The following is a 19519-nucleotide window of genomic DNA, read 5'->3' as shown; positions in this document are numbered from 1 at the left end:
GGGAAGTTTCCCTTTAGCCTGTAAAGAAGGCAGAAAAAAGCTATTCAAAAGAATAGGATAGAGAAGCAATCGGTATTTCTTAAACATAGCGGGTTCTCGGTAAAGCTAGCTGTTTTCTGGTTATGTTTTCTTTCCCCTCCCAATCTTCTTATTGAGGCATGGGCGAAATGTCCGAAGTGTTCTGTTTGAGGCAGGCTTTATGATTGATGAAGTCGAGATAAAGGGTGACTTTGTTGAGGATAAACAAGCCCATAATGGTAGCTGGATCTTGGATAGTATCTTTTACAATAAACTCTTCTCTTGCTCCATAATTGATCCCATCAATGGATAAATCAGATTTCACAATACGTCCTTGGCTCAGAACAGTTTTGCCATTTTCTTTTGTAGGAAATTGGAATGCGCTTTCTTGTTCTTCTTTTGTGAAATCTGGTTTAAATGTCCATAGCGTAAAGTCGCTATTATCTTCAGTAAGGTCAATTGCGACTAGACTGGTTTTACCTTGCCAAGTAATTGGGTATTTGAGGGTTTGGAAATCGCCCCCCAATGCGCTGCCAAGATGGATATCTTGTTGACAATGGCAATTGATATCCTTGCCAAAGGTCATCTGCTGTTTATCTATTTTGATTTTACCTAGTTTTTGTAAAATCATGAGTCCCAGATAGGCTTGGTTGACATCGGTAAAAAGGAAAGGAACGTTTTTTAAAACGGCTTTTCCGATTTTGAGCTCATCAACGATACCAAGATCACCGCTATAAAATTCAGAGGCAGCATTGGTTGCTCTCTCAATATGTCCGATAATATGGACATGGGGCGAGTGGCTCCATTCTTTTGGTAATTTGCCAATAGCAGCACCCGTTTCTAAGAAGAAAGGCACTTCTTTTCCATTCAACAAAACTATTGCGGAAGGAACATTTTCAGCAAAACGTCTATGATCTTCATGTATAGGAATTTGATATTGTAATGGAATATTTTGCTGGTGATCTATGCCTGTAATAATGAAGGTGGGTATGGAATCTGGGGAAACCGATAAGCTGCCCATTTCGATATCAGCAAGAGAGAACTGTTCTAATCCTGCGATTTTTCGGACGGGTGGATAATAGACATTCCTGACGAAATTAAGGCTTTTACCCCAATCTCGAAGATTGCCTTCCAGAAAATAATTACCTGCCAAAATTTGTTGGCAGGTCATACCCACGCCACTGATGGGCGGAAGTAGATCAGGATCATCAGGTTTTTGAAAAAAAGTTTTACCGCATATATCTAGCCGCTGGTTGGCGTTCTGATAGTCGCCTTTGACGCGGAATTTATCTATTTTAGCATATTGGCTGACAAGGTTATTGCCTTTTAGTTCATTGGCGGCTTTATCGATGCGTAGGTCATCTCCTTCTAATACTCCCCTTTGCATTTCTTCGTTGCCCGGCCGAATTTCGATACCGTTTTTTAATGCTTGAGGCATTTGTTGCTTGAGAAGTTCGATCAATTTTGGAGAGACAATGGGCTTGTCAGCTTTTAATTCTGGCAGAAGAAAACTGTTTAAAAGAAGGGGATAGAGAAGAAATCGGTATTTTTTAATCATTTTTGTTTCCTATAATTTATTAAAAATTAATTGTTCCATTTACTCCTACAGAGAATTTTGGTTTTTTCTCTGTGCCTACTTGTCCATGTATTCCAATATTTGAACTTTTATTATCTGATGTTCTAGTATTTTTGTTGCATTTTAAAGCAAAGTTTTTGTTGCCATTATTATCTTCAACTTCAACTCCTGTGGTATAATTTGGTCTATTAAGGTTGATTGTCCCTTTTAATAATTTTGAACCTTCACCGTGAATTCCTGCAGTAATTTCGGGGGGAGGAGGCGTTTCTTCTGATGGATGATATCCACTAGTTTCCATCATTTCTTCATTGCTAATGTATCGTGGAGAAGATGTGCCGTTGTTTATCTTATACGTATCCCAGCTTTGCCATGGCTTTTGTTGAATCAGGCTTAGTATTTTTGTTGTGAGCGGTGAGAAAGGCCTGTTGTTCTCACTGGGATGTCGAAAGCTCTGTATTCCAGTATTGAGTGTATTATAAGCATTAAATTCATCTTCATCTTTTGATGAAGTCGCCAAAGGAAGCCATGAGGAGGAAAGGATACTATTGGAAGTGTTGTTGGTAATATTATCGAGCAATGGATCAAGGATTGCTGATCCAAGTCTAGGCCTATTTGTTGAATTGTTGTCCATTTTATACTCCATATCATAAATATTAAGGTGATATGGAGTGGTGTATCTATTTTTATCCAACAATTATTATATGAAATGACATTTTTATTTCGGATATTGTTTTATGCAGTGATAGATGGCTGATCTGTCTTGCCTTTTTCGTTTTCTATTGAGATAGCCGGTCTTGTGACTTGGATTTTTGCATTTCTGGCCGGATTGGTCGCGGCCTTGGGATTACAGCCTTATAATCTTTGGGGGTGTAGTCTGGTGGCTGTGGCTGGCTGGCTGGCTTTATTACGGCGGTCTCAAAAGACTTGGCAGATTTTTGCTGTGAGTTGGTTTTTTGCTTTCGGCTTTTTCTGGTTAGGGCTGGACTGGATTGCGACTTCTTTTACCCATCAGGCGGCGATGCCGTCATGGTTGGGTTGGGTCGCGGTGCCTTTATTGTCTTGTTATTTAGCCTGTTATATTGCGCTTTTTACTTTGCCTGTTCGTTTTTTATGTCTTTCTTTCCAGCAAAGTAAAAGGAAGGCGGGTTCTTTTCAGCCGTCTGATGTGACTTTCGATAGTGTAGACTCCGAGGGTGCCGATGCTATTTCATCCCATCTTTTTCCCGTGAAGAATGATGCGGAAGTAGCGCGGGAAAGGAAGATAAAAAACCGTTCTTTTGTTCGGTCTGCTGCTTTTCGGTCTGTGCCTGTTTTCAATATATCTTTATCACAAATACCGCTTTGGCGTTTGACGCTAGCTTTGGCTGGGTGTTTGGCATGGGGCGAGTGGATAAAATCATGGGTTTTTACCGGATTTCCGTGGAGTCCACTGGGCGCGATTTGGCTGAATGTGATGCCGGTTGCTCATATCGCCCGATGGATCGGAAGTTATGGTCTGTCTGCTCTTGTGGTTATTGCCGCCGGTATAGGCTTATCTTGTTATGACGGAATTAAATCCATCATAAACAAGAAACAGACAGGGCAGGCTATTCAGCCCATCTTCTCGGCGATTTTGATGTTTCTGCCTTTTGTCGGGTGGTATCTCATAGATGGGCATGACATTCATTGGCAAAAATCAGTGCAGCCACCTGCCCATGTGGTGATTGTTCAACCCAATATCCCGCAGGATGAAAAATACGATCTTCGTTATAAATCTCGTCATGATGCTATTTTCGAGAAATTATCAGGCAAGGGTAATGCCCATGATCCGCGTCTGATTTTGTGGCCTGAAGATGCCGTGCAGAGTTATTTGGAAGAAGAGCCATTAGCGCGGGCGGCTTTGAGCCGGTTATTGGGTGAAAATGATTTGTTGCTGACAGGCGGCGATGCCTTGATCGCCGATGGTTCTGGTCACATTGCTTCTGTCCGAAATAGTCTGTTTGTTCTCGATTCCAAAGGCGATATTTTAGATCGTTATGATAAAGCCCATCTGGTGCCGTTTGGCGAATATATGCCTTTTCGGAAATGGGCGGCCTATGTCGGATTAGGGCGGCTGGTAGCTGGTGATATAGAATTTACCGAAGGGGCGCAGCCGGAAAGTCTTGATCTATCACCTTTTGGTAAGGTTGGAATCCAGATTTGTTACGAAATCGTTTTTTCCGGTCGGGTCGTTGATCGCGCCCATCGTCCCGATTTTATTTTTAATTTATCCAATGATAGTTGGTTTGGCCGATCGGGCCCGCCCCAACATTTGGCACAGGCACGTTTGCGGGCGATTGAAGAGGGGCTGCCTATCGCGCGGGCGACTTCTACGGGTATTTCCGCTATCATTGATGCCGAAGGGCGCATCTTACAATTTTTACCGGAAAATATCGAAGGCAATCTTTCAGCGATAATGCCAAAAGCCTTACAACCGACCTTCTTTGCCCGCTATGGCAATTTGATTAGTGTGCTTTTTGCCACGGCTCTGTTGCTCATTGCCCTGTTTGGGCGTATTAAGTTACGCTAGTCTTGATATAAGGAAAGATTTATATCTTTATATTCCATCTTTCTATAGCGTGTCACTTTTAGATGGGGATTGGTTTTGGGGAAGTAAGTCTGTCGCGAAAGGCAGAAAATTCTTTCCCTATCTGATCGGGAAACTGTCAGGCCAGCTTCATTTTTAGGTTTAACAGATAAGGAAAATCCTTTTTCTATGCGTAGCAACTACCTGTTTACGTCCGAGAGCGTGTCCGAAGGCCATCCCGATAAGGTTGCTGACCAGATTTCTGATGCCATCGTCGATTTGTATCTTTCCCGTGACCCAGAAGCCCGCGTCGCCTGTGAAACGCTGGTTACCACGCAGCGTATCATTATCGGCGGTGAAGTCCGTTCGGCTGTTCCGGTCAGTGAAGAAGAAATCGAAAAGACGGTTCGTGAAACTGTACGTGAAATTGGTTACGAGCAGACCGGATTTGATTGGAGAACGGCTGAATTCGCTAACCATCTGCATGCGCAGTCTGCCGATATCGCCCAAGGTGTCGATGCCGGTGAAGATAAAGACGAAGGTGCAGGCGATCAGGGCATTATGTTCGGTTTTGCTACCGATGAAACGCCTGACTATATGCCCGCGACCCTTTATTATGCGCATCGCATTCTGGAACGTCTGGCTGAAGACCGTCACCAGAAAAAAGTCGATTTTCTGGAACCTGATGCCAAAAGTCAGGTGACTTTGGTTTATGAAAAGGGTGTGCCGGTCAGAGCTTCTGCTTTGGTTCTGTCCACCCAGCATAGTCCAGCTTTAAGCTCGAAAGAAGGTCAGGCTAAGCTGCGCGACTATGTCAAATCGGTTTATGAAGATGTTTTGCCTAAAGGTTGGATGCCGGATGACAAGGCTATTTTTGTCAATCCTACCGGTTTGTTTGAAATCGGGGGCCCTGATGGTGATGCCGGTTTAACGGGGCGTAAGATTATCGTTGACACCTATGGCGGTGCCGCTCCTCATGGTGGTGGTGCTTTCTCGGGTAAAGATCCGACCAAGGTCGATCGTTCTGCCGCTTATGTTGCCCGCTATCTTGCCAAGAACATCGTGGCCGCCGGTTTAGCCAAGAAAGTAACGATCCAGCTTTCTTATGCCATCGGTGTTTCTGAACCTCTGTCGCTTTATGTCGATACTCATGGCACCGGCACGGTTGATGAAGCCAAGATTGAAGAAATCTTGCCGAAGCTGATCCGTTTGACTCCGAAGGGTATTCGCACCCATCTGAAGTTGAACAAGCCGATCTATAAGCCTTCTGCTGCTTATGGTCATTTCGGTCGTAAAGCCGAGGGTGATTTCTTCCCGTGGGAAAAACTCGATCTGGTTGATAAGCTGAAAGCCGCTTTTGCCTGATCTTGGAATTGTCTTTTGACATTATCCTTTAAAAAAGCCTGTTTTCTGAAAAGGAAGCAGGCTTTTTTGTAGGTTAGGCTTTTTATGAAGCGCTGATCGCTTTTTGGCGGCGGCGTTGCACAGAGGAGCCTAGGCCAATGGCTTCCCGATATTTGGCGACTGTTCGGCGAGCGATGGCGAAGCCTTTTGCTTTTAGCAGTTCAACCAGCTTGTCATCGGATAGGATTTTTGCACCCTCTTGGGCGATGAAGCGGGCAATATGGCTTTTAACGGCTTCGGCTGCGGCACCTTCTTCGGAACCGCTGGATTGTATCCCGCTGGAGAAAAGATATTTTAATTCGAATATCCCTTGTTCGCAGGAGAAATATTTGTTGTTCGTAACCCGACTGACCGTGGATTCATGCATGTTGATGGTTTCGGCTACCTGCCGCAACGTTAGCGGTTTGAGCTGTTCGATCCCTTTTAGAAAAAAGCCTTCCTGATATTGGACAATGGCTTCTGTTACCTTGATGATTGTGCGGGCGCGTTGATCCAAAGCTCTGACCAGCCAGTTAGCGCTTGCCAATTTTTCGTCCAGCCAGTTTTTTTGCTCTGCTTTGTCAGTTTTCTGGGCTTTTAATTCAGAATAATAAGCGCGATTGACTAGCAATTTCGGAAGTGTGGCATTGTTGAGTTCGATCGCCCAGCCGTCTTTCATCCGTTTAATATAAATATCCGGTGTAACCGATTGGATAGGGGATGAACCAAATTTTAGCCCCGGTTTCGGGTTGTAATTCCGCAATTCTTGAATCATGTCGGCGAAATCTTCGTCATCGACCTGACAGAGCTTTTTTAAACGGGGTAATGCCCCGCGTGACAACCATTCGAGATTGGTAATCAGTTTTCGCATCGCCGGATCAAGTCTGTCGGCTTCTTCGGCTTGGAGCATCAGACACTCTGCCAGATTGCGGGCGCCAACACCGGTCGGGTCAAAGCCTTGAATGACCTTTAAAATCTCAAGCGTTTCCTGTTCTGTAATATTGAGATGCGAGGCGATGGAAGATAAAGACTCGGTTAGATATCCGGCTTCGTCAATCAGGTCGATTAGATGACAGGCGATCGCTAGCTTTTCACCCGTTAGGCACAATCTAGCCTGATGTTCCAGATGATCAGCCAGACTTTCCTGATTTCGATCTGTTAATTCCCGATCAAGCCCGTCATAGCCTGATAATTGAATACTGTTTAAGCCTAGGCTGCCGTCTAATCCGCCTTCTGTAAAGCTGCTTGGGTTATCGGCTGGACTATCATGATGAAAGACTTCTTGTGCATAATCGGCATCAAGACTGTCACTTGGGTCATTATACTCTGTTGGGTTATTATCGTCGGCGTTTGAGGCATCAGGGATATCAGAATGATTTTCCGCCCCGCTTTCGGAGGCCTCTTCGTTATGACTGGCTTCGAGGAGGGGATTGCTGTTCAATTCCTCGGCAATGAAGCTTTCGATTTCAAGATTGGAAAGCGCAAGAAGACGAATCGCCTGCTGAAGTTGCGGCGTCATAACCAAAGACTGGCTTTGTCGTATATCTAGTCTTGGACTTAGCAACCTGTCTTATCACTCCTGCTTATCAGTCAGTCAGACGTAGCCGGATTTTAAAGGGTGAAATCTTCTCCGAGATAGAGCCGTCGGACATTTTCATCGGCAACCAAGGCCTCTGGCGTACCTTGGAAAAGCACCCGACCGCCATAGATAATACAAGCCCGATTAACGATATCAAGCATTTCTCTGACGTTATGATCGGTAATTAACACCCCGATTCCACGGTTGGAGAGGTCTTCGATCAAATCGCGGATATCGGATATCGAGATCGGGTCAATACCGGCAAAAGGCTCATCCAGCAGCATGATGGACGGATTGGCCGCCAAAGCTCGGGCAATTTCGCAGCGTCGTCTTTCACCGCCAGAAAGCGCCATTGCTGGAGAATCATAAAGTCTAGTCAGGTGAAATTCGGAAAGAAGTTGATCCAGTCTTTCTTTACGGGCTTTTTTATCGGGATAATGGAGTTCAAGGACGGAATCGATATTTTGTGCTACTGATAAGCCACGAAAAATAGAGGTTTCCTGCGGGAGATAACCTAGCCCCAGAATAGCGCGGCGATACATCGGCAAGCCAGTGATATCATGGCCGTCGAGCAATATTCGGCCTGCATCCGGTTTGACTAATCCCATGACCGAATAAAAACAGGTCGTTTTACCTGCCCCGTTGGGCCCCAATAGGCCAACGACTTCACCACGACCAACATTTAAGGAAACATCTTCCAACACTTGCCGGTGATCGTAGGATTTCGCGATAGAAATAATGGATAAGCCTTGCGATACACCTGAATCGTAGGCTTCCGTAGAAAGGCTGTCCTTGGTTTTCCGGGCAGAAGTCATTCTCAAATCCATATCGGGAAAAAGGCAGAAAAAAAGAGGCAACCTGCTTAACCGATTGAAAAACAGGCAACCTTTTGGTTGTTATCTTAGCGTATTCATAAAGAAAATATGAATGGGGAAAATAAATAACAACATATTTCCCCCGATATATTTTTATTTTGGCCGTCCTATGGGTAACAAGACGGGCATTTTATCAGACTATTTTATTAAAATTTTATTGTTTTTTGTTATCCTGATTGGAGGGCGGAACCACGAAATGGCCGGTTACTCGTCCTTTTCCTTGGCTGCCATTAGAACCGACAAGGCTGCCATCCATCGTGCCTTTTCCGGTGTTAAGGTCGATAATTAACCTTGCCCCATGCACGACAGAATCGCCGCGCACCATTTCAACATGGCCGACCAAGGTGACCAGTCTTTTCGGCACGTCATAAATGGCAATTTCACCCTTGGCTATTTCATCGGGTGTTTGGATGGTGACCCCACCAGAGGCATCCAACCTTTGCATCTGGGGAGAGGCTTCGCCCGTTTTCGAGTTTTTGGGCATGGTATAGGCAATGCGGACATAGGCCGCCGTGATGGTCATGTCCGCCTGTCTTGCACGGACATGGCCGGAATAAATCGCTCGATTATCGTTATAAAGCACTTCGCTGTGATCGGCATCAATATCAATAGGCGCATTGGTGTCGTGATGGCGAAAGCCCTGTGCTGACAGAGCGGATAATGGGGTCAGGATCAGGGTTAACCCGCAGAGAGATAAGGCCGCTGCTGTTAAAAAAGAACGAGGTTTATAATTTTTCAGGCCAGAATACATTGGTTTTTAATCTCCTGACCGGCGATCAAAATGGGTATGGGTTCGACCATCCATAACAGCCTTGCCATTGATAAGATCTACATTGAGACTTTGGCCTTGGAAATGACCATTCGGCGATTGTCCCGAAACCGGACGTTGACTGGTAATCAGTCGTTTATCAAGGTCAAGGACAACATCCTGTCCATTAACACGATAACCGTTAGCCATAACCAGTTGGGCTGCCCCGTCGATGGTCAATATATTATTGTCCATATTATAACGCCCATGGGGCGCCGTTACGGTAGCAGGGCCGCTGTCTAATGTGATTTCGGCCACAAGATCGGTCAACCAAAGCTGCGGATCACTGGAATCCGGCTGTGTCGCCGATTCTGCCTTGAGTTCAAAAATGCGACCATGATCGTCATGGCCGCGATAAATGGCCTTTTTCAGATTCATGCGTTCTTTGGATGTCGAAATATGATCGCGTGACAGCATAAAGCTGAGATCGCGCCGCCCGATGAGGGGCGTGATCGCCATCATGGCAACAACAATAATAATAGCGACAGGAAGAATAATCCGAAGAATATGGATTATCCTGTCATGGCTACCTCCAGCCAGTGCCCATCGGCGTTGGATAAATGCATTAGAAGGAGCCATGACCGGCATGAGAGAATCAATCCTGAAAACGGCGTTATATTTTACATATGGGCGAAAATATCGGTTTCAGACCAACCTGCGATATCCAGCTTGGCGCGCGTCGGGAGAAAGTCAAAGCAAGCCTGTGCCAGTTCTTCCCGTTTTTCACGTTTAAGACGGATATCCAGTTTTTCTTTCAGGCCATGCAAGAATCGAACATCAGAGGCCGCATATTCCCGCTGCGCATCGGATAATTTTTCCCCGCCCCAGTCAGAGCATTGCTGTTGTTTTGAGATGTCTTGTCCCAGCAATTCGCGAACCAGTTCCTTTAGACCATGGCGATCAGTATAGGTTCTGACGAGTTTTGAGGCGATTTTGGTGCAATAGACAGGTGCCGCCATGACTCCGAGATAATAGAGAATCGCTGCAATGTCGAAGCGGCCGAAGTGATAAATTTTGAGTCGATTCGGGTCGGACAGCACCGCTTTCAGATTGGGCGCGCTGTAATCGCTATCCGGTGCGAATCGCACCAGATGTTGGTCGCCTTTACCATCAGAAATTTGAACAACACACAGCCGATCACGATGGGTAATCAGTCCCATTGTTTCGGTATCAACGGCTACAGCCCCCTCAGAAAGCGCATCTTTGGGCAAATCTTCTTCGTGAAAATAAACAGTCATGGCAAGCGGCATAGAACTAAGCGGCGCTTGTCTCAAGCCATATCCGCCGTTTTTAGACTGTTTTCGAGCATCATTCGGCCTATTTTGACCTGTTTAATCACTCATTTCATCTGAATTATTAATATATTTGTTAGTTTGGTGTGGAAACTACTCGCAGTTATCGCGTTTTCACGGTAAAGAAGATATGTGTTGTGCCGAGCGGTCGGCGCAGCAGGGTATATGTCTCTCGTTCGATGTATACCCAGAATTGAAGTTGGACGAACCAAGAAAGTATTTAAGGGCATGAGTTTCGATAGAGGCAGACGTGGCCAGCGTGGCGGCCGAGATAAACGTGATAGCTTTGGCGGCGACGACTATAGTTTTGGCGGCGGTGATCGTTTCGGTGGTGGTTTTGGCGGTGGTGATCGCTTTGGTGGTAATGATCGTTTCGGTGGCGGCGACCGCTTCGGCGGCGGTGACCGCTTTGGTGGCGGCAACGGCGGCGGCGGTTTCCGTGGTGGCCGCGGCGGCGGCAATGGCGGCGGCGGTATGCCTCCCCAGGTTGTCGGTGAAGGCACTGGCGTTGTAAAATTCTTTAATTCCCAAAAAGGGTTTGGCTTCATCGTTCGCGATGATGGCGGTGAAGATGTGTTTGTTCACATTTCTGCCGTTGAACAGGCCGGATTGACCGGTCTTGCTGAAGGTCAGCCTTTAAGCTTTACCTTGGTCGATCGTGGTGGTCGCGTTTCTGCTACCAACCTCGGCATCGAAGGTGAACCTTTGCCCATTACAGAATCTGCCCCTGCTCCGCGCGGTGGTGAATTCGGTGGTAGCCGTGGTGGCCCGCAGCGTCAGTTGACGGGTGAAAAATCCAGCGGCACCGTTAAATTTTTCAATGCAATGAAAGGCTTTGGCTTCATCCAGCGTGATGATGGTCAGCCTGACGCTTTTGTTCATATTTCTGCCGTTGAACGTGCAGGTCTGCCGAGCTTGAACGAAGGAGATCGTCTCTCCTTTGAACTCGAAGTAGACCGCCGTGGTAAATATGCTGCCGTCAATCTTGCTCAGTTGGACGACTAAGTCTTTCTGATTTTCTAACAAAAAGACCGGTTGGTTTCTCCAGCCGGTCTTTTTTTGTTCTGCTTCATTGTCTTATTATGTGCTGATAGATTTTGAAAAAACCACTTCATCTTTGGAAATGAGAGCAAAAAATAGCGATAAGAGTATATTGTCGCAGAACAGCCAGAATTGATTGCTGTTGCTACAAGTCAGATTTGGGCGATGAATCTGTTTAGGGGCATGACGTCTGCTTGATCCTTGCTTTTTTAAAAGCAGAAGATGTCTGTTTTTATAAAATGCGCTATTATTTAGAAACAGGGCGATGAAAATGCCTGATGACACGCTTGCATCGAGCTAATAATTTATAGTCCCGCGATGAAGATCAGGTCTATTCACTTTCAGGATTGATACGAATACCCCGTAAAAAAATTGAAATGGCATCTCGAAAATTGTCTTCAACAGGGCGCTTTTCTAAACCGAACAGTCGGTCGAGTAACAAGCTCCCTACAGTCATATTAAAAATGATATCCGCATATTTTATCGGGTCAGATATATGGTAGCGGCCTTTGTCTTGTTGTTCGGAGAACCAGCGCGTCAGATTGTCTTCAGTATGCCCTTGTAAAATATCGCTAAAAATATGCCGCATTTCTTCTGATTTATGTTCGACGGTTAAAATGCGAAGCAGGCAGACCCGATCCGGCCTTAGAAGAGTTTGAGCAATAGCGATCAATAGAGAGTAGAGATGTTCTTCTGGGTCTTCGCAGATTTTCTCTTCTGGCCATTCAATCGAGAAAAGCCGATCTTCCAGTAATTTGGTGAATAATATCTTTTTTGACGGGAACATTTGATACACCGTCTTTTTTGACATGCCCGCCTGACTGGCAACCCGATCCATACTGGAACCATCATAGCCATGCGTTTGCAGCACCGTTGCAGCGGCTTTTAAAATAAGGGCGCAGCGTTTTTTTTCATCGAGCTGTGGAGGCCGCCCGACATGGCGTTTTGAAGCGTTTTTATCAGATTGATCGGGTGTCATAGTATTTGAATAATGTCCTTTTAATAGGATGATGGTTCAAATCATGCAGGAAAATTCTTTTCACCAAATGAAAGAATTTTGGGTCTTGACCTCTTTATAGGAGCCAGATACTTTTCAAATAAGAAACTTAAGAGTTTCTTATTATCAGATTCGAGACAGTCTTTTTAAAAAAATTTTCAAAATGTTTTAATCCAATAGCACAAGATCAGGATAGGGGTTTCCGGTTGAAACGAAAAATTGCTCCAATATCTGTTTTTGCCGGATCAGTCTTGATGATGCTGACGGCTTGTCACCATCAATCCCAAGAAGCCGAACCGGTATTGCAAGATGTTAGTTTTGTTACCGTAAAAACGCAGCCTTTGACCATTCATAGCACTTTGCCCGGCCGCACCTCGGCTTATGAGGTGGCGGAAGTAAGACCTCAGGTAAATGGGGTCGTTTTGGCGCGCTATTTTAACGAAGGTACGGATGTCAAAAAAGGGCAGCCGCTATTCCTTATCAATCCGGCTCCTTATCAAGCGACTTATGACGTTAATAAAGCGCAATTAGCCCATGCTGAAGCACAAGAAAAAACGGCGGCTGCGAAATTAGAACGCTATAAGGCTTTGGCTCCGGCACAGGCGATTAGTCGTCAGGATTATGATGATGCTTTGGCCACCGATCGCGCGGCCAAGGCTGATATTGCCCAAGCCAAAGCGAATATTGAATTATCTGCTGTTAATTTGGGATATACCCGTGTGACGGCACCTATAACGGGACGGATCGGGCGCGTTTTGACGACGGTCGGTGCCTTGGTAACATCGGGACAAAGTTCAAATATGGCGATTGTAACCCGCCTTGACCCGATTTATGTCGATGTGAATTTGCCAACAGTCGATTTTTTACGATTGCGGCGTGAGTTAAAAGCGGGAACTTTGAAACGGAACGGCAATGATGCCGAGGTCTCTCTTATTCTCGACGATAATTCGACCTATAATCAAAAAGGGCGGCTGGCTTTAAGCGAAGTCAGTGCAGACACCCAGACATCGACCATTGTTGTTCGTGCGGTTTTCCCAAATCCTGAACATTTGTTGCTGCCCGGAATGTTTGTTTATGGTCGTATAGAAGAGGGCGTTGATCCGAACGCCTTGCTGGTTCCACAAGAATCCGTTTTCCGAAATAACCACGGTGATCCGATGCTGTATGTCGTCAATAAAGACGATGTTATTGAAGCGCGCCCGATAAAAACAGGTGAAGCCATCGGAACGCAATGGGCTGTGACATCTGGTTTGCAAAAAGGCGAACGGGTTTTGGTCTCCGGTCTTCAAAAAGTGAATATTGGCGACAAAGTTCATCCGATAGAGGCCTCTCTTACCAAAGAGGCCTCGCCAGAAAAGAAGGGCGGCAAGGCGTAAATTATGGCTCGCTATTTTATTGACCGCCCTGTTTTTGCTTGGGTTATTGGTCTTATCATCATGTTATTGGGTGCTTTGGCGATTGTTAAAATGCCTATTGCTCAATATCCAAATGTTGCTCCTCCGCAGATTGAGATCAGTGTGTCTTATCCGGGAGCATCAGCTGAAACGATCAACAATACTGTTGTTCGGCCTATTTTACAGCAGATGCATGGCATCGATAATCTGGAATATATTTCGGCCTCTTCCTTTGCATCAGGTCAGATGACGATTGATTTGACCTTTGCGCAAGGCACCGATGCCGATATCGCACAGGTGCAGGTTCAGAATAAATTGCAATTAGCGCAGCCTCGTTTGCCGTCGGATGTGGTCAATCAGGGTATTACGGTTAACCGTTCTGCCAAAAGTTTTATGATGATTATGTCCTTCATCTCGACTGATGGCAGTATGTCCTATCAGGACATCAACGATTATGTGGCATCGAATATTGCCGATCCGTTGAGCCGTGTTTCAGGTGTCGGCGATTACACTCTGTTCGGTTTTGAATATGCGATGCGGGTTTGGTTAGATCCGGCAAAGCTCTACAAATATAATTTGACTGTAGCGGATGTCCAATCAGCTATTTCTACTCAGAATATTCAGCTTTCATCCGGTGAGTTGGGTGGATTGCCTGCGGTTCAGGGTATTCGTCTGGATGCGACCATTATTGGCCCAACCCGTCTGACCTCGCCTGAAGAGTTTAAAAATATTCTGGTCAAGGCTTTGCCTGATGGCGCACAAATCAAATTGGGTGACATCGCTAAGGTAGAGTTAGGCGCGCAAAGTTATAACTTTGATGTACGCTATAATAACCAGCCTGCTTCAGGTATTGCGATCAAATTGGCACCGGGAGCAAACCAGCTTCAAACTGAAAAGTTGATCCGTCAACGTTTGGCCGATTTGGAACCTTTCTTTCCTCATGGTTTGAAGGTCGAATATCCGGTTGATACCAAGCCATTTGTGACGGCTTCTATCCATGAGGTTATTGAAACCTTGGTGGAAGCTATTGCGCTTGTTTTCTTGGTGATGCTGATCTTCTTGCAGAATTTCCGTGCTACTTTGATCCCGACGATTGCTGTGCCAGTGGTGTTGTTAGGCACCTTTGGTGTGCTTTCTGTCCTTGGTTTTTCAATCAATACTCTGACGATGTTAGCAATGGTCTTGGCTGTTGGCTTGTTGGTTGATGATGCCATCGTCGTTGTTGAAAATGTCGAACGTTTGATGCGAGACGAAAAGCTGCCTCCGAAAGAGGCGGCGAAGCGCTCGATGGATGAAATTTCTGGTGCTTTGATCGGTATCGTTTTGGTCTTGTCAGCCGTGTTCTTGCCCATGGCAGCCTTTTCTGGGTCAACGGGCGTTATCTATCGCCAATTTTCGATTACGATTGTGGTGGCGATGGGGCTGTCTGTCCTTGTTGCGATGATTATGACACCAGCCCTTTGTGCAACCATGTTAAAGCCGATTGACCACGACCAAGCCGATAAAAAACCCGGTATTTTGGGTCGTTTAGCTAATGGCTTCAACCGTGCTTTTGACCGATTGAATAACGGTTATTTGGGGGGCGTGTCTTGGTTGCTAGGACGTTCCATCAAAGGGGGCATTGCCTTTTTGGTCATTGTTTTGGCCGTTGGCTATTTATTCACTCGCTTGCCTACCGGATTCTTGCCGGATGAAGATCAGGGTGAATTTATTGGTCAGGTGACCTTACCCCCAGGGGCAACCCAAGAACAAACGTCGGAAGCGGTGCGCAAGGTTAATGATTATCTTCTGTCCGCAGAGAAAGACAGCGTCATATCGGTGATGACGGTTAGCGGTTTTAACTTTGGTGGTCAGGGACAGAATGCTGGTTCTTTCTTCGTTCGTTTGAAACCTTGGGATCAGCGTCCGAAAGCTTCACAAAGTGCTTCGGCATTGGCGATGCGGACGATGATGCATTTTTGGGGTGATCCGTCATCGATGACTTTTGCCTTTAATATGCCAGCGGTTCGCGACTTGGGTAATGCCACCGGTTTTGATCTTGAATTGGAAGATCGCGGTCATATCGGTCATGGAAAATTTCTTGAAGCCCGTAATATGTTATTGGCATTGGCCTCGAAAGATCCCCGCTTAAGTGGTGTTCGTCCGAATGGTATGGAAGATGCCCCTCAATATCATTTGACTGTTGATTACGGCAAAGCCGTTATGATGGGATTGACCCCGAATGATGTGAATGTGGCTTTGCAGGGGTCTTTGGGGTCGATTTACGTCAATCAGTTTATGCGTGATGACCGTGTGAAGCAGGTCTATTTAATGGGAACACCGGAAGCGCGTATGCTGCCTTCCGATTTTTCCAAATGGTATCTGCGAAATAATGTCGGCACGATGGTTCCCTTTAGTGCCTTTATGACAGGCGAATGGCAAACGGGCCCGCAGAAAGTCGAAAATTATAACGGCTATAATTCTTTCGAAATTATGGGTGCGCCTGCGCCGGGACATAGCTCGGGTGAAGCCATTCAGGCGATGACCGAGATTGTTCATAAATTGCCAGCTGGCGTTGGGCATGAATGGACAGGTTTATCCTTTGAAGAGCAGGCGGCAGGTTCGTCTACTATGTCTCTTTATGCGATTTCCGCGATTGTGGTTCTGTTCTGTCTTGCCGCGCTTTATGAAAGCTGGGCCGTGCCGTTATCGGTTATTTTGGTTCTGCCTTTGGGTGTTTTGGGTGCCGTTGTGGCAACCTTGATGCGTGGATTGTCAAATGACGTCTATTTCCAGATCGGTTTGCTGACGACCGTTGGTTTGACCGTTAAAAACGCTATTTTGATCGTCGAATTCGCAAAAGCCTTTTTTGATAATGGCGTGCCCCTTTTACAAGCGGTGGTTCAGGCAGGCCGTGAACGGCTACGGCCTATTTTGATGACCTCTATTGCTTTTGTTTTGGGGGTTATTCCGTTGAGTATCGCAACAGGGGCTTCTTCGGCAGCACGTATCGCTATCGGAACAGCCGTTGTAGGTGGGATGGTGACGGCTACCTTGTTGACGATTTTCTTTGTGCCTCTTTTCTTTGTGGTGGTTTTGAAGCTGTTTCGAGTCAAACCAAACAAGCTGAATGCGGAGGAAGCAGCCTGATGACTTTATTTTCGGCTTCTTCGGCTCTGATTAAGCGGAGTAAAAAAGGATGGCGTTATCCTGTAACGCTATTCTTATCGACCCATATTCTGTTGGCTGGATGCACGATGGCACCGAAATATCATCGTCCGGCAGCATCCGTGGCACCGCAGTGGCCGAAATCGGCGGCATTGCCTGCGACTGATAACGTTTCAATGAAGTCGCATCCTATGGCAGCCGATTTGGGATGGCAGGATTTTTTCAAAGATCCGCGCCTGAAAGCCCTGATTACAATTGCGATCCGCGAAAACCGCGATTTGCGGTCAGCTATTCAGGCAATCGGTGAGGCGCAAGCCAGATATCGAGTGCAGCGCGCTTCCTTGTTGCCAGCAATCGGTGGCACTGGCGAAGTGATGTATCAGCAGCCTTCGGGTAAATCCGGTTTGAGTTTTGCCCCGGGTGTCGGTGAAGATATTCCACGTTTCCATTATTATTCGATGGGCATCGGTTTTTCTTCCTATGAAATTGATATTTTTGGCCGCATCCGCAGTTTAAGCAAGGAAGCGGCTGAAAGAGCTTTGATGCAGGAAGAGACGGCCAGAGGCACCTTGATCACGCTGATTTCGCAGGTGGCAAATAGCTATATTGCTTGGTTGGCAGATCGAGAAACTTTGAATCTTGCAGAAGAAAGCTATCAGGCGGCCAAGCGGAATTTGGATTTGACGCAGGCTTTGCTTGATCATGGTGAGGCGAGCCTTTTGACGGTCAATCAGGCAGAAACTTTGTTCCAGCAAAAAGCAGATTTGCGGGAGCAGGCAAAGCGCCAAATGGCATGGGAAGAAAATAATCTTGTTTTGCTGATCGGGCAGCCTTTGCCCGATAATTTGCCGCAGCCTTTGCCCTTTGGTGAGCAAAATATCATCGAAGATTTATCGCCCGGTTTGCCTTCCGACCTTTTGGAAAACCGGCCTGATATTCGAGCGGCGGAGCATGATTTAAAGGCAGCTAATGCCGATATTGGGGCAGCTAGAGCAGCTTTTTTCCCAAGACTGTCTTTGACCTCTTCGGTTGGTAACTCAAGCCTTAAGCCTTCCCAGATTTTTACTACGGCAGCGAATACATGGGGATTCCAACCGGAATTGACCGTGCCTATTTTTAACTGGGGGCAAAATCGCGCCAATTTGAGAATTTCCAAGGCCGAGCGCGATATGAAGATTACGGCCTATCAAAAAGCCATCCAAAGTGCTTTCCGTGATGTGTCGAATGCTTTAGTCGGACGTGATACTTATCGTCGTGAGGAAGTCGCCTTAACCCAAGCGGCTTCCAAGGCGGAAAATAACTGGAATTTAGCGCGTTTGCGTCAGAATCAAGGTAGTGATTCCGCTATCACCATGCTTAATTACGAGCAGACTTATTACCAAGCTGAATATCAGGCGATACAGAATAGGGTTGCGCGTTATCAAAATTTGGTGACGCTTTATTCTGCTTTGGGCGGTGGAGTGAAAGAAAAAGCGGGATCTTTTGATAAAACCGATAAAGCCGCCAATTCTGCCCATCGATAATGATCATTCAGGATCAGCCAGAGGCTGATCCTGAAAGTGTTTTTATTCCAATTCAAAAACGGTCTTGATTGTTACCGAGACGGTTTGCTGCCCTGAAATAACGGGCGTTGCCGGAGCGGCATCAGCCGAACGGGTGCTGACGGCCATCATCATCGGGCGGATAGCTGATGGGGTATTTTGCTGTCCTTCTGAAATAAACACAATCCGTTTAACCCGCATACCGAGCGAGCGGGCATAAAGGTCAGCACGACTTTTAGCAGCCGAAATAGCTTTCATTCTCGCCTGATCCTGTGCCTGATCGGAATTGGACAGTGAGAAGTTGGGCCCTTCGAGGTCTTCGACATTGGCCTGCACCATTTTGTCAACAATCGCCCCAATCCGGTTCAAATCGCGGATGTGAATTTGTATCGAACTACGTGCCTGATAGCCGATACGCTGCGGCGGCTTGTTTTGGTCGTAACGATAGCGCGGGCTTATATTAATATTCCGCGTTTCAATATCGTCATTGCTGAGGCCGCTTTCACGAAGACTTGCCAGCAAATTCGTCATTTTTTTGGCATTTTCAGCGGTTGCTGTTGCGGCGGTCGCGCTGTCGGCACTGGTCATCGCGGTGATTGTTGCCAGATCGGGCGTGGCCTTTACTTCACCTGTTGTAGAAATAACCAATTTCGTGCCGGATAGCTGTGTATTGGCTTCTATATCCGATGGGTGAGCGGCCTGTAGGGATATGGCTGGGATAGCTGCCAGTAAGCCCCCGAGGGCGATTGTTTTCAAGGAGACCGAAGGTATTTTCCAAAGAGATTTTAATTTTGACATTCTATTGGCCTGATATTGAAATAACATAAAGAAAAAACGTTATTTGTCATGAAAGGTTTCACTATACAGTAAATAATTTTCTTTATTCTATCTATATATTGTGTCCATTTTTTAAAAAATGGGGATAAGAAAATTTATTTTGATTATTTGTATTAAAATTTTGTTCATTTTTATTTCTATATTGGTGACATGGAGATCCTTTTTAGCCTTTTGTAAAAGGATGCTTTTCTTCAGCTATATTACTTTGCCTTTTTTTGGCTAAAGGAAAATATATTTTTATCGACAAATACTTTTGCTAAAAGCCTTATTGGTTACAGCGCAGCTCCAAAAAACAGGAAGTGGGGGACGATGACACATGACCACGATCAAAACAGCGAAGCCGACCATTTTGGCTTAACGGCGGAAGAACTCGCCCAAGCAAAAAGGCATCGTCTGGTCATTATTATTCTAGGTATATTGGCGACAGCTTTATTGATTATCTTTATTGCTTGGCGTGCTAAAGTGACGGCTCCGGTACGGATTATT

General features: G+C 46.0%; 15 protein-coding genes. 6 read left to right on the top strand and 9 right to left on the bottom strand.

What is annotated here, in order from left to right:
- Positions 1-148: 148 nt before the first annotated feature.
- Both LDL18_RS05670 and LDL18_RS05665 read right to left on the bottom strand, forming a co-directional pair.
- A complete protein-coding gene (locus LDL18_RS05670) occupies positions 149-1576 on the bottom strand; it encodes a retropepsin-like aspartic protease (RefSeq protein WP_296507646.1) in 1428 nt (475 codons plus the stop codon).
- Between the two features lie 19 nt (positions 1577-1595).
- Positions 1596-2225 carry a hypothetical protein gene (locus tag LDL18_RS05665; protein WP_296507644.1) on the bottom strand — a complete coding sequence of 210 codons (630 nt, stop codon included), beginning with the start codon at positions 2223-2225 and terminating at the stop codon, positions 1596-1598.
- Between the two features lie 165 nt (positions 2226-2390).
- On the opposite strand from LDL18_RS05665, the gene lnt reads away from it, so the two are divergent.
- Complete coding sequence (gene lnt, locus LDL18_RS05660) at positions 2391-4142, top strand: apolipoprotein N-acyltransferase (protein WP_296507642.1); 1752 nt, start codon at positions 2391-2393, stop codon at positions 4140-4142.
- 186 nt (positions 4143-4328) lie between these two features.
- Positions 4329-5504 (top strand): methionine adenosyltransferase, encoded by a 1176-nt coding sequence (gene metK, locus LDL18_RS05655; RefSeq protein ID WP_296507640.1) that lies wholly within the window; start codon positions 4329-4331, stop codon positions 5502-5504.
- Positions 5505-5586: 82 nt separating this feature from the next.
- On the opposite strand, the gene rpoN is transcribed toward metK, so the two are convergent.
- From rpoN to LDL18_RS05630, 5 genes are all read right to left on the bottom strand, one after another.
- Positions 5587-7086, bottom strand: a complete 1500-nt coding sequence (gene rpoN, locus LDL18_RS05650; RefSeq protein ID WP_296507638.1) for an RNA polymerase factor sigma-54 — start codon at positions 7084-7086, stop codon at positions 5587-5589.
- Between the two features lie 47 nt (positions 7087-7133).
- On the bottom strand, positions 7134-7916 hold the full coding sequence (lptB, locus tag LDL18_RS05645; protein ID WP_011240216.1) for an LPS export ABC transporter ATP-binding protein: 783 nt from the start codon (positions 7914-7916) through the stop codon (positions 7134-7136).
- 214 nt (positions 7917-8130) lie between these two features.
- Positions 8131-8727: an LptA/OstA family protein gene (locus tag LDL18_RS05640; RefSeq protein WP_296507635.1), complete on the bottom strand. Its 597-nt coding sequence runs from the start codon at positions 8725-8727 to the stop codon at positions 8131-8133.
- A gap of 6 nt (positions 8728-8733) precedes the next feature.
- Positions 8734-9372, bottom strand: a complete 639-nt coding sequence (gene lptC, locus LDL18_RS05635) for an LPS export ABC transporter periplasmic protein LptC (protein WP_296507633.1) — start codon at positions 9370-9372, stop codon at positions 8734-8736.
- Positions 9373-9404: 32 nt separating this feature from the next.
- Complete coding sequence (locus LDL18_RS05630) at positions 9405-10022, bottom strand: ribonuclease D (protein ID WP_025420180.1); 618 nt, start codon at positions 10020-10022, stop codon at positions 9405-9407.
- Positions 10023-10304: 282 nt separating this feature from the next.
- Here LDL18_RS05630 and LDL18_RS05625 point away from each other — a divergent pair, with 282 nt between their 5' ends.
- A complete protein-coding gene (locus tag LDL18_RS05625) occupies positions 10305-11081 on the top strand; it encodes a cold-shock protein (protein ID WP_296507631.1) in 777 nt (258 codons plus the stop codon).
- Between the two features lie 367 nt (positions 11082-11448).
- On the opposite strand, the gene LDL18_RS05620 is transcribed toward LDL18_RS05625, so the two are convergent.
- Positions 11449-12096: a TetR/AcrR family transcriptional regulator gene (locus tag LDL18_RS05620; protein ID WP_296507629.1), complete on the bottom strand. Its 648-nt coding sequence runs from the start codon at positions 12094-12096 to the stop codon at positions 11449-11451.
- A gap of 224 nt (positions 12097-12320) precedes the next feature.
- Here LDL18_RS05620 and LDL18_RS05615 point away from each other — a divergent pair, with 224 nt between their 5' ends.
- The 3 genes from LDL18_RS05615 to LDL18_RS05605 are packed head-to-tail and all read left to right on the top strand — an operon-like array spanning position 12321 to position 18178.
- Positions 12321-13490, top strand: a complete 1170-nt coding sequence (locus LDL18_RS05615) for an efflux RND transporter periplasmic adaptor subunit (RefSeq protein ID WP_296507627.1) — start codon at positions 12321-12323, stop codon at positions 13488-13490.
- Positions 13491-13493: 3 nt separating this feature from the next.
- Complete coding sequence (locus tag LDL18_RS05610) at positions 13494-16637, top strand: efflux RND transporter permease subunit (RefSeq protein ID WP_296507625.1); 3144 nt, start codon at positions 13494-13496, stop codon at positions 16635-16637.
- Entirely contained in the window at positions 16637-18178 is a 1542-nt protein-coding gene (locus LDL18_RS05605) for a TolC family protein (RefSeq protein WP_296507623.1), read from the top strand. Before LDL18_RS05610 ends, LDL18_RS05605 begins: the two co-directional genes overlap by 1 nt.
- A gap of 42 nt (positions 18179-18220) precedes the next feature.
- Here the strand turns inward: LDL18_RS05605 and LDL18_RS05600 are convergent, their stop codons facing one another.
- Complete coding sequence (locus tag LDL18_RS05600) at positions 18221-18994, bottom strand: SIMPL domain-containing protein (protein WP_296507621.1); 774 nt, start codon at positions 18992-18994, stop codon at positions 18221-18223.
- Positions 18995-19519: the final 525 nt, after the last annotated feature.

The sequence above is a fragment of the Zymomonas sp. genome, assembly GCF_020216885.1.
Taxonomy (GTDB): domain Bacteria; phylum Pseudomonadota; class Alphaproteobacteria; order Sphingomonadales; family Sphingomonadaceae; genus Zymomonas.
The sequence above is the reverse complement of the archived record's forward strand: the minus strand, read 5'-3'. Positions and strand labels throughout refer to the sequence as shown.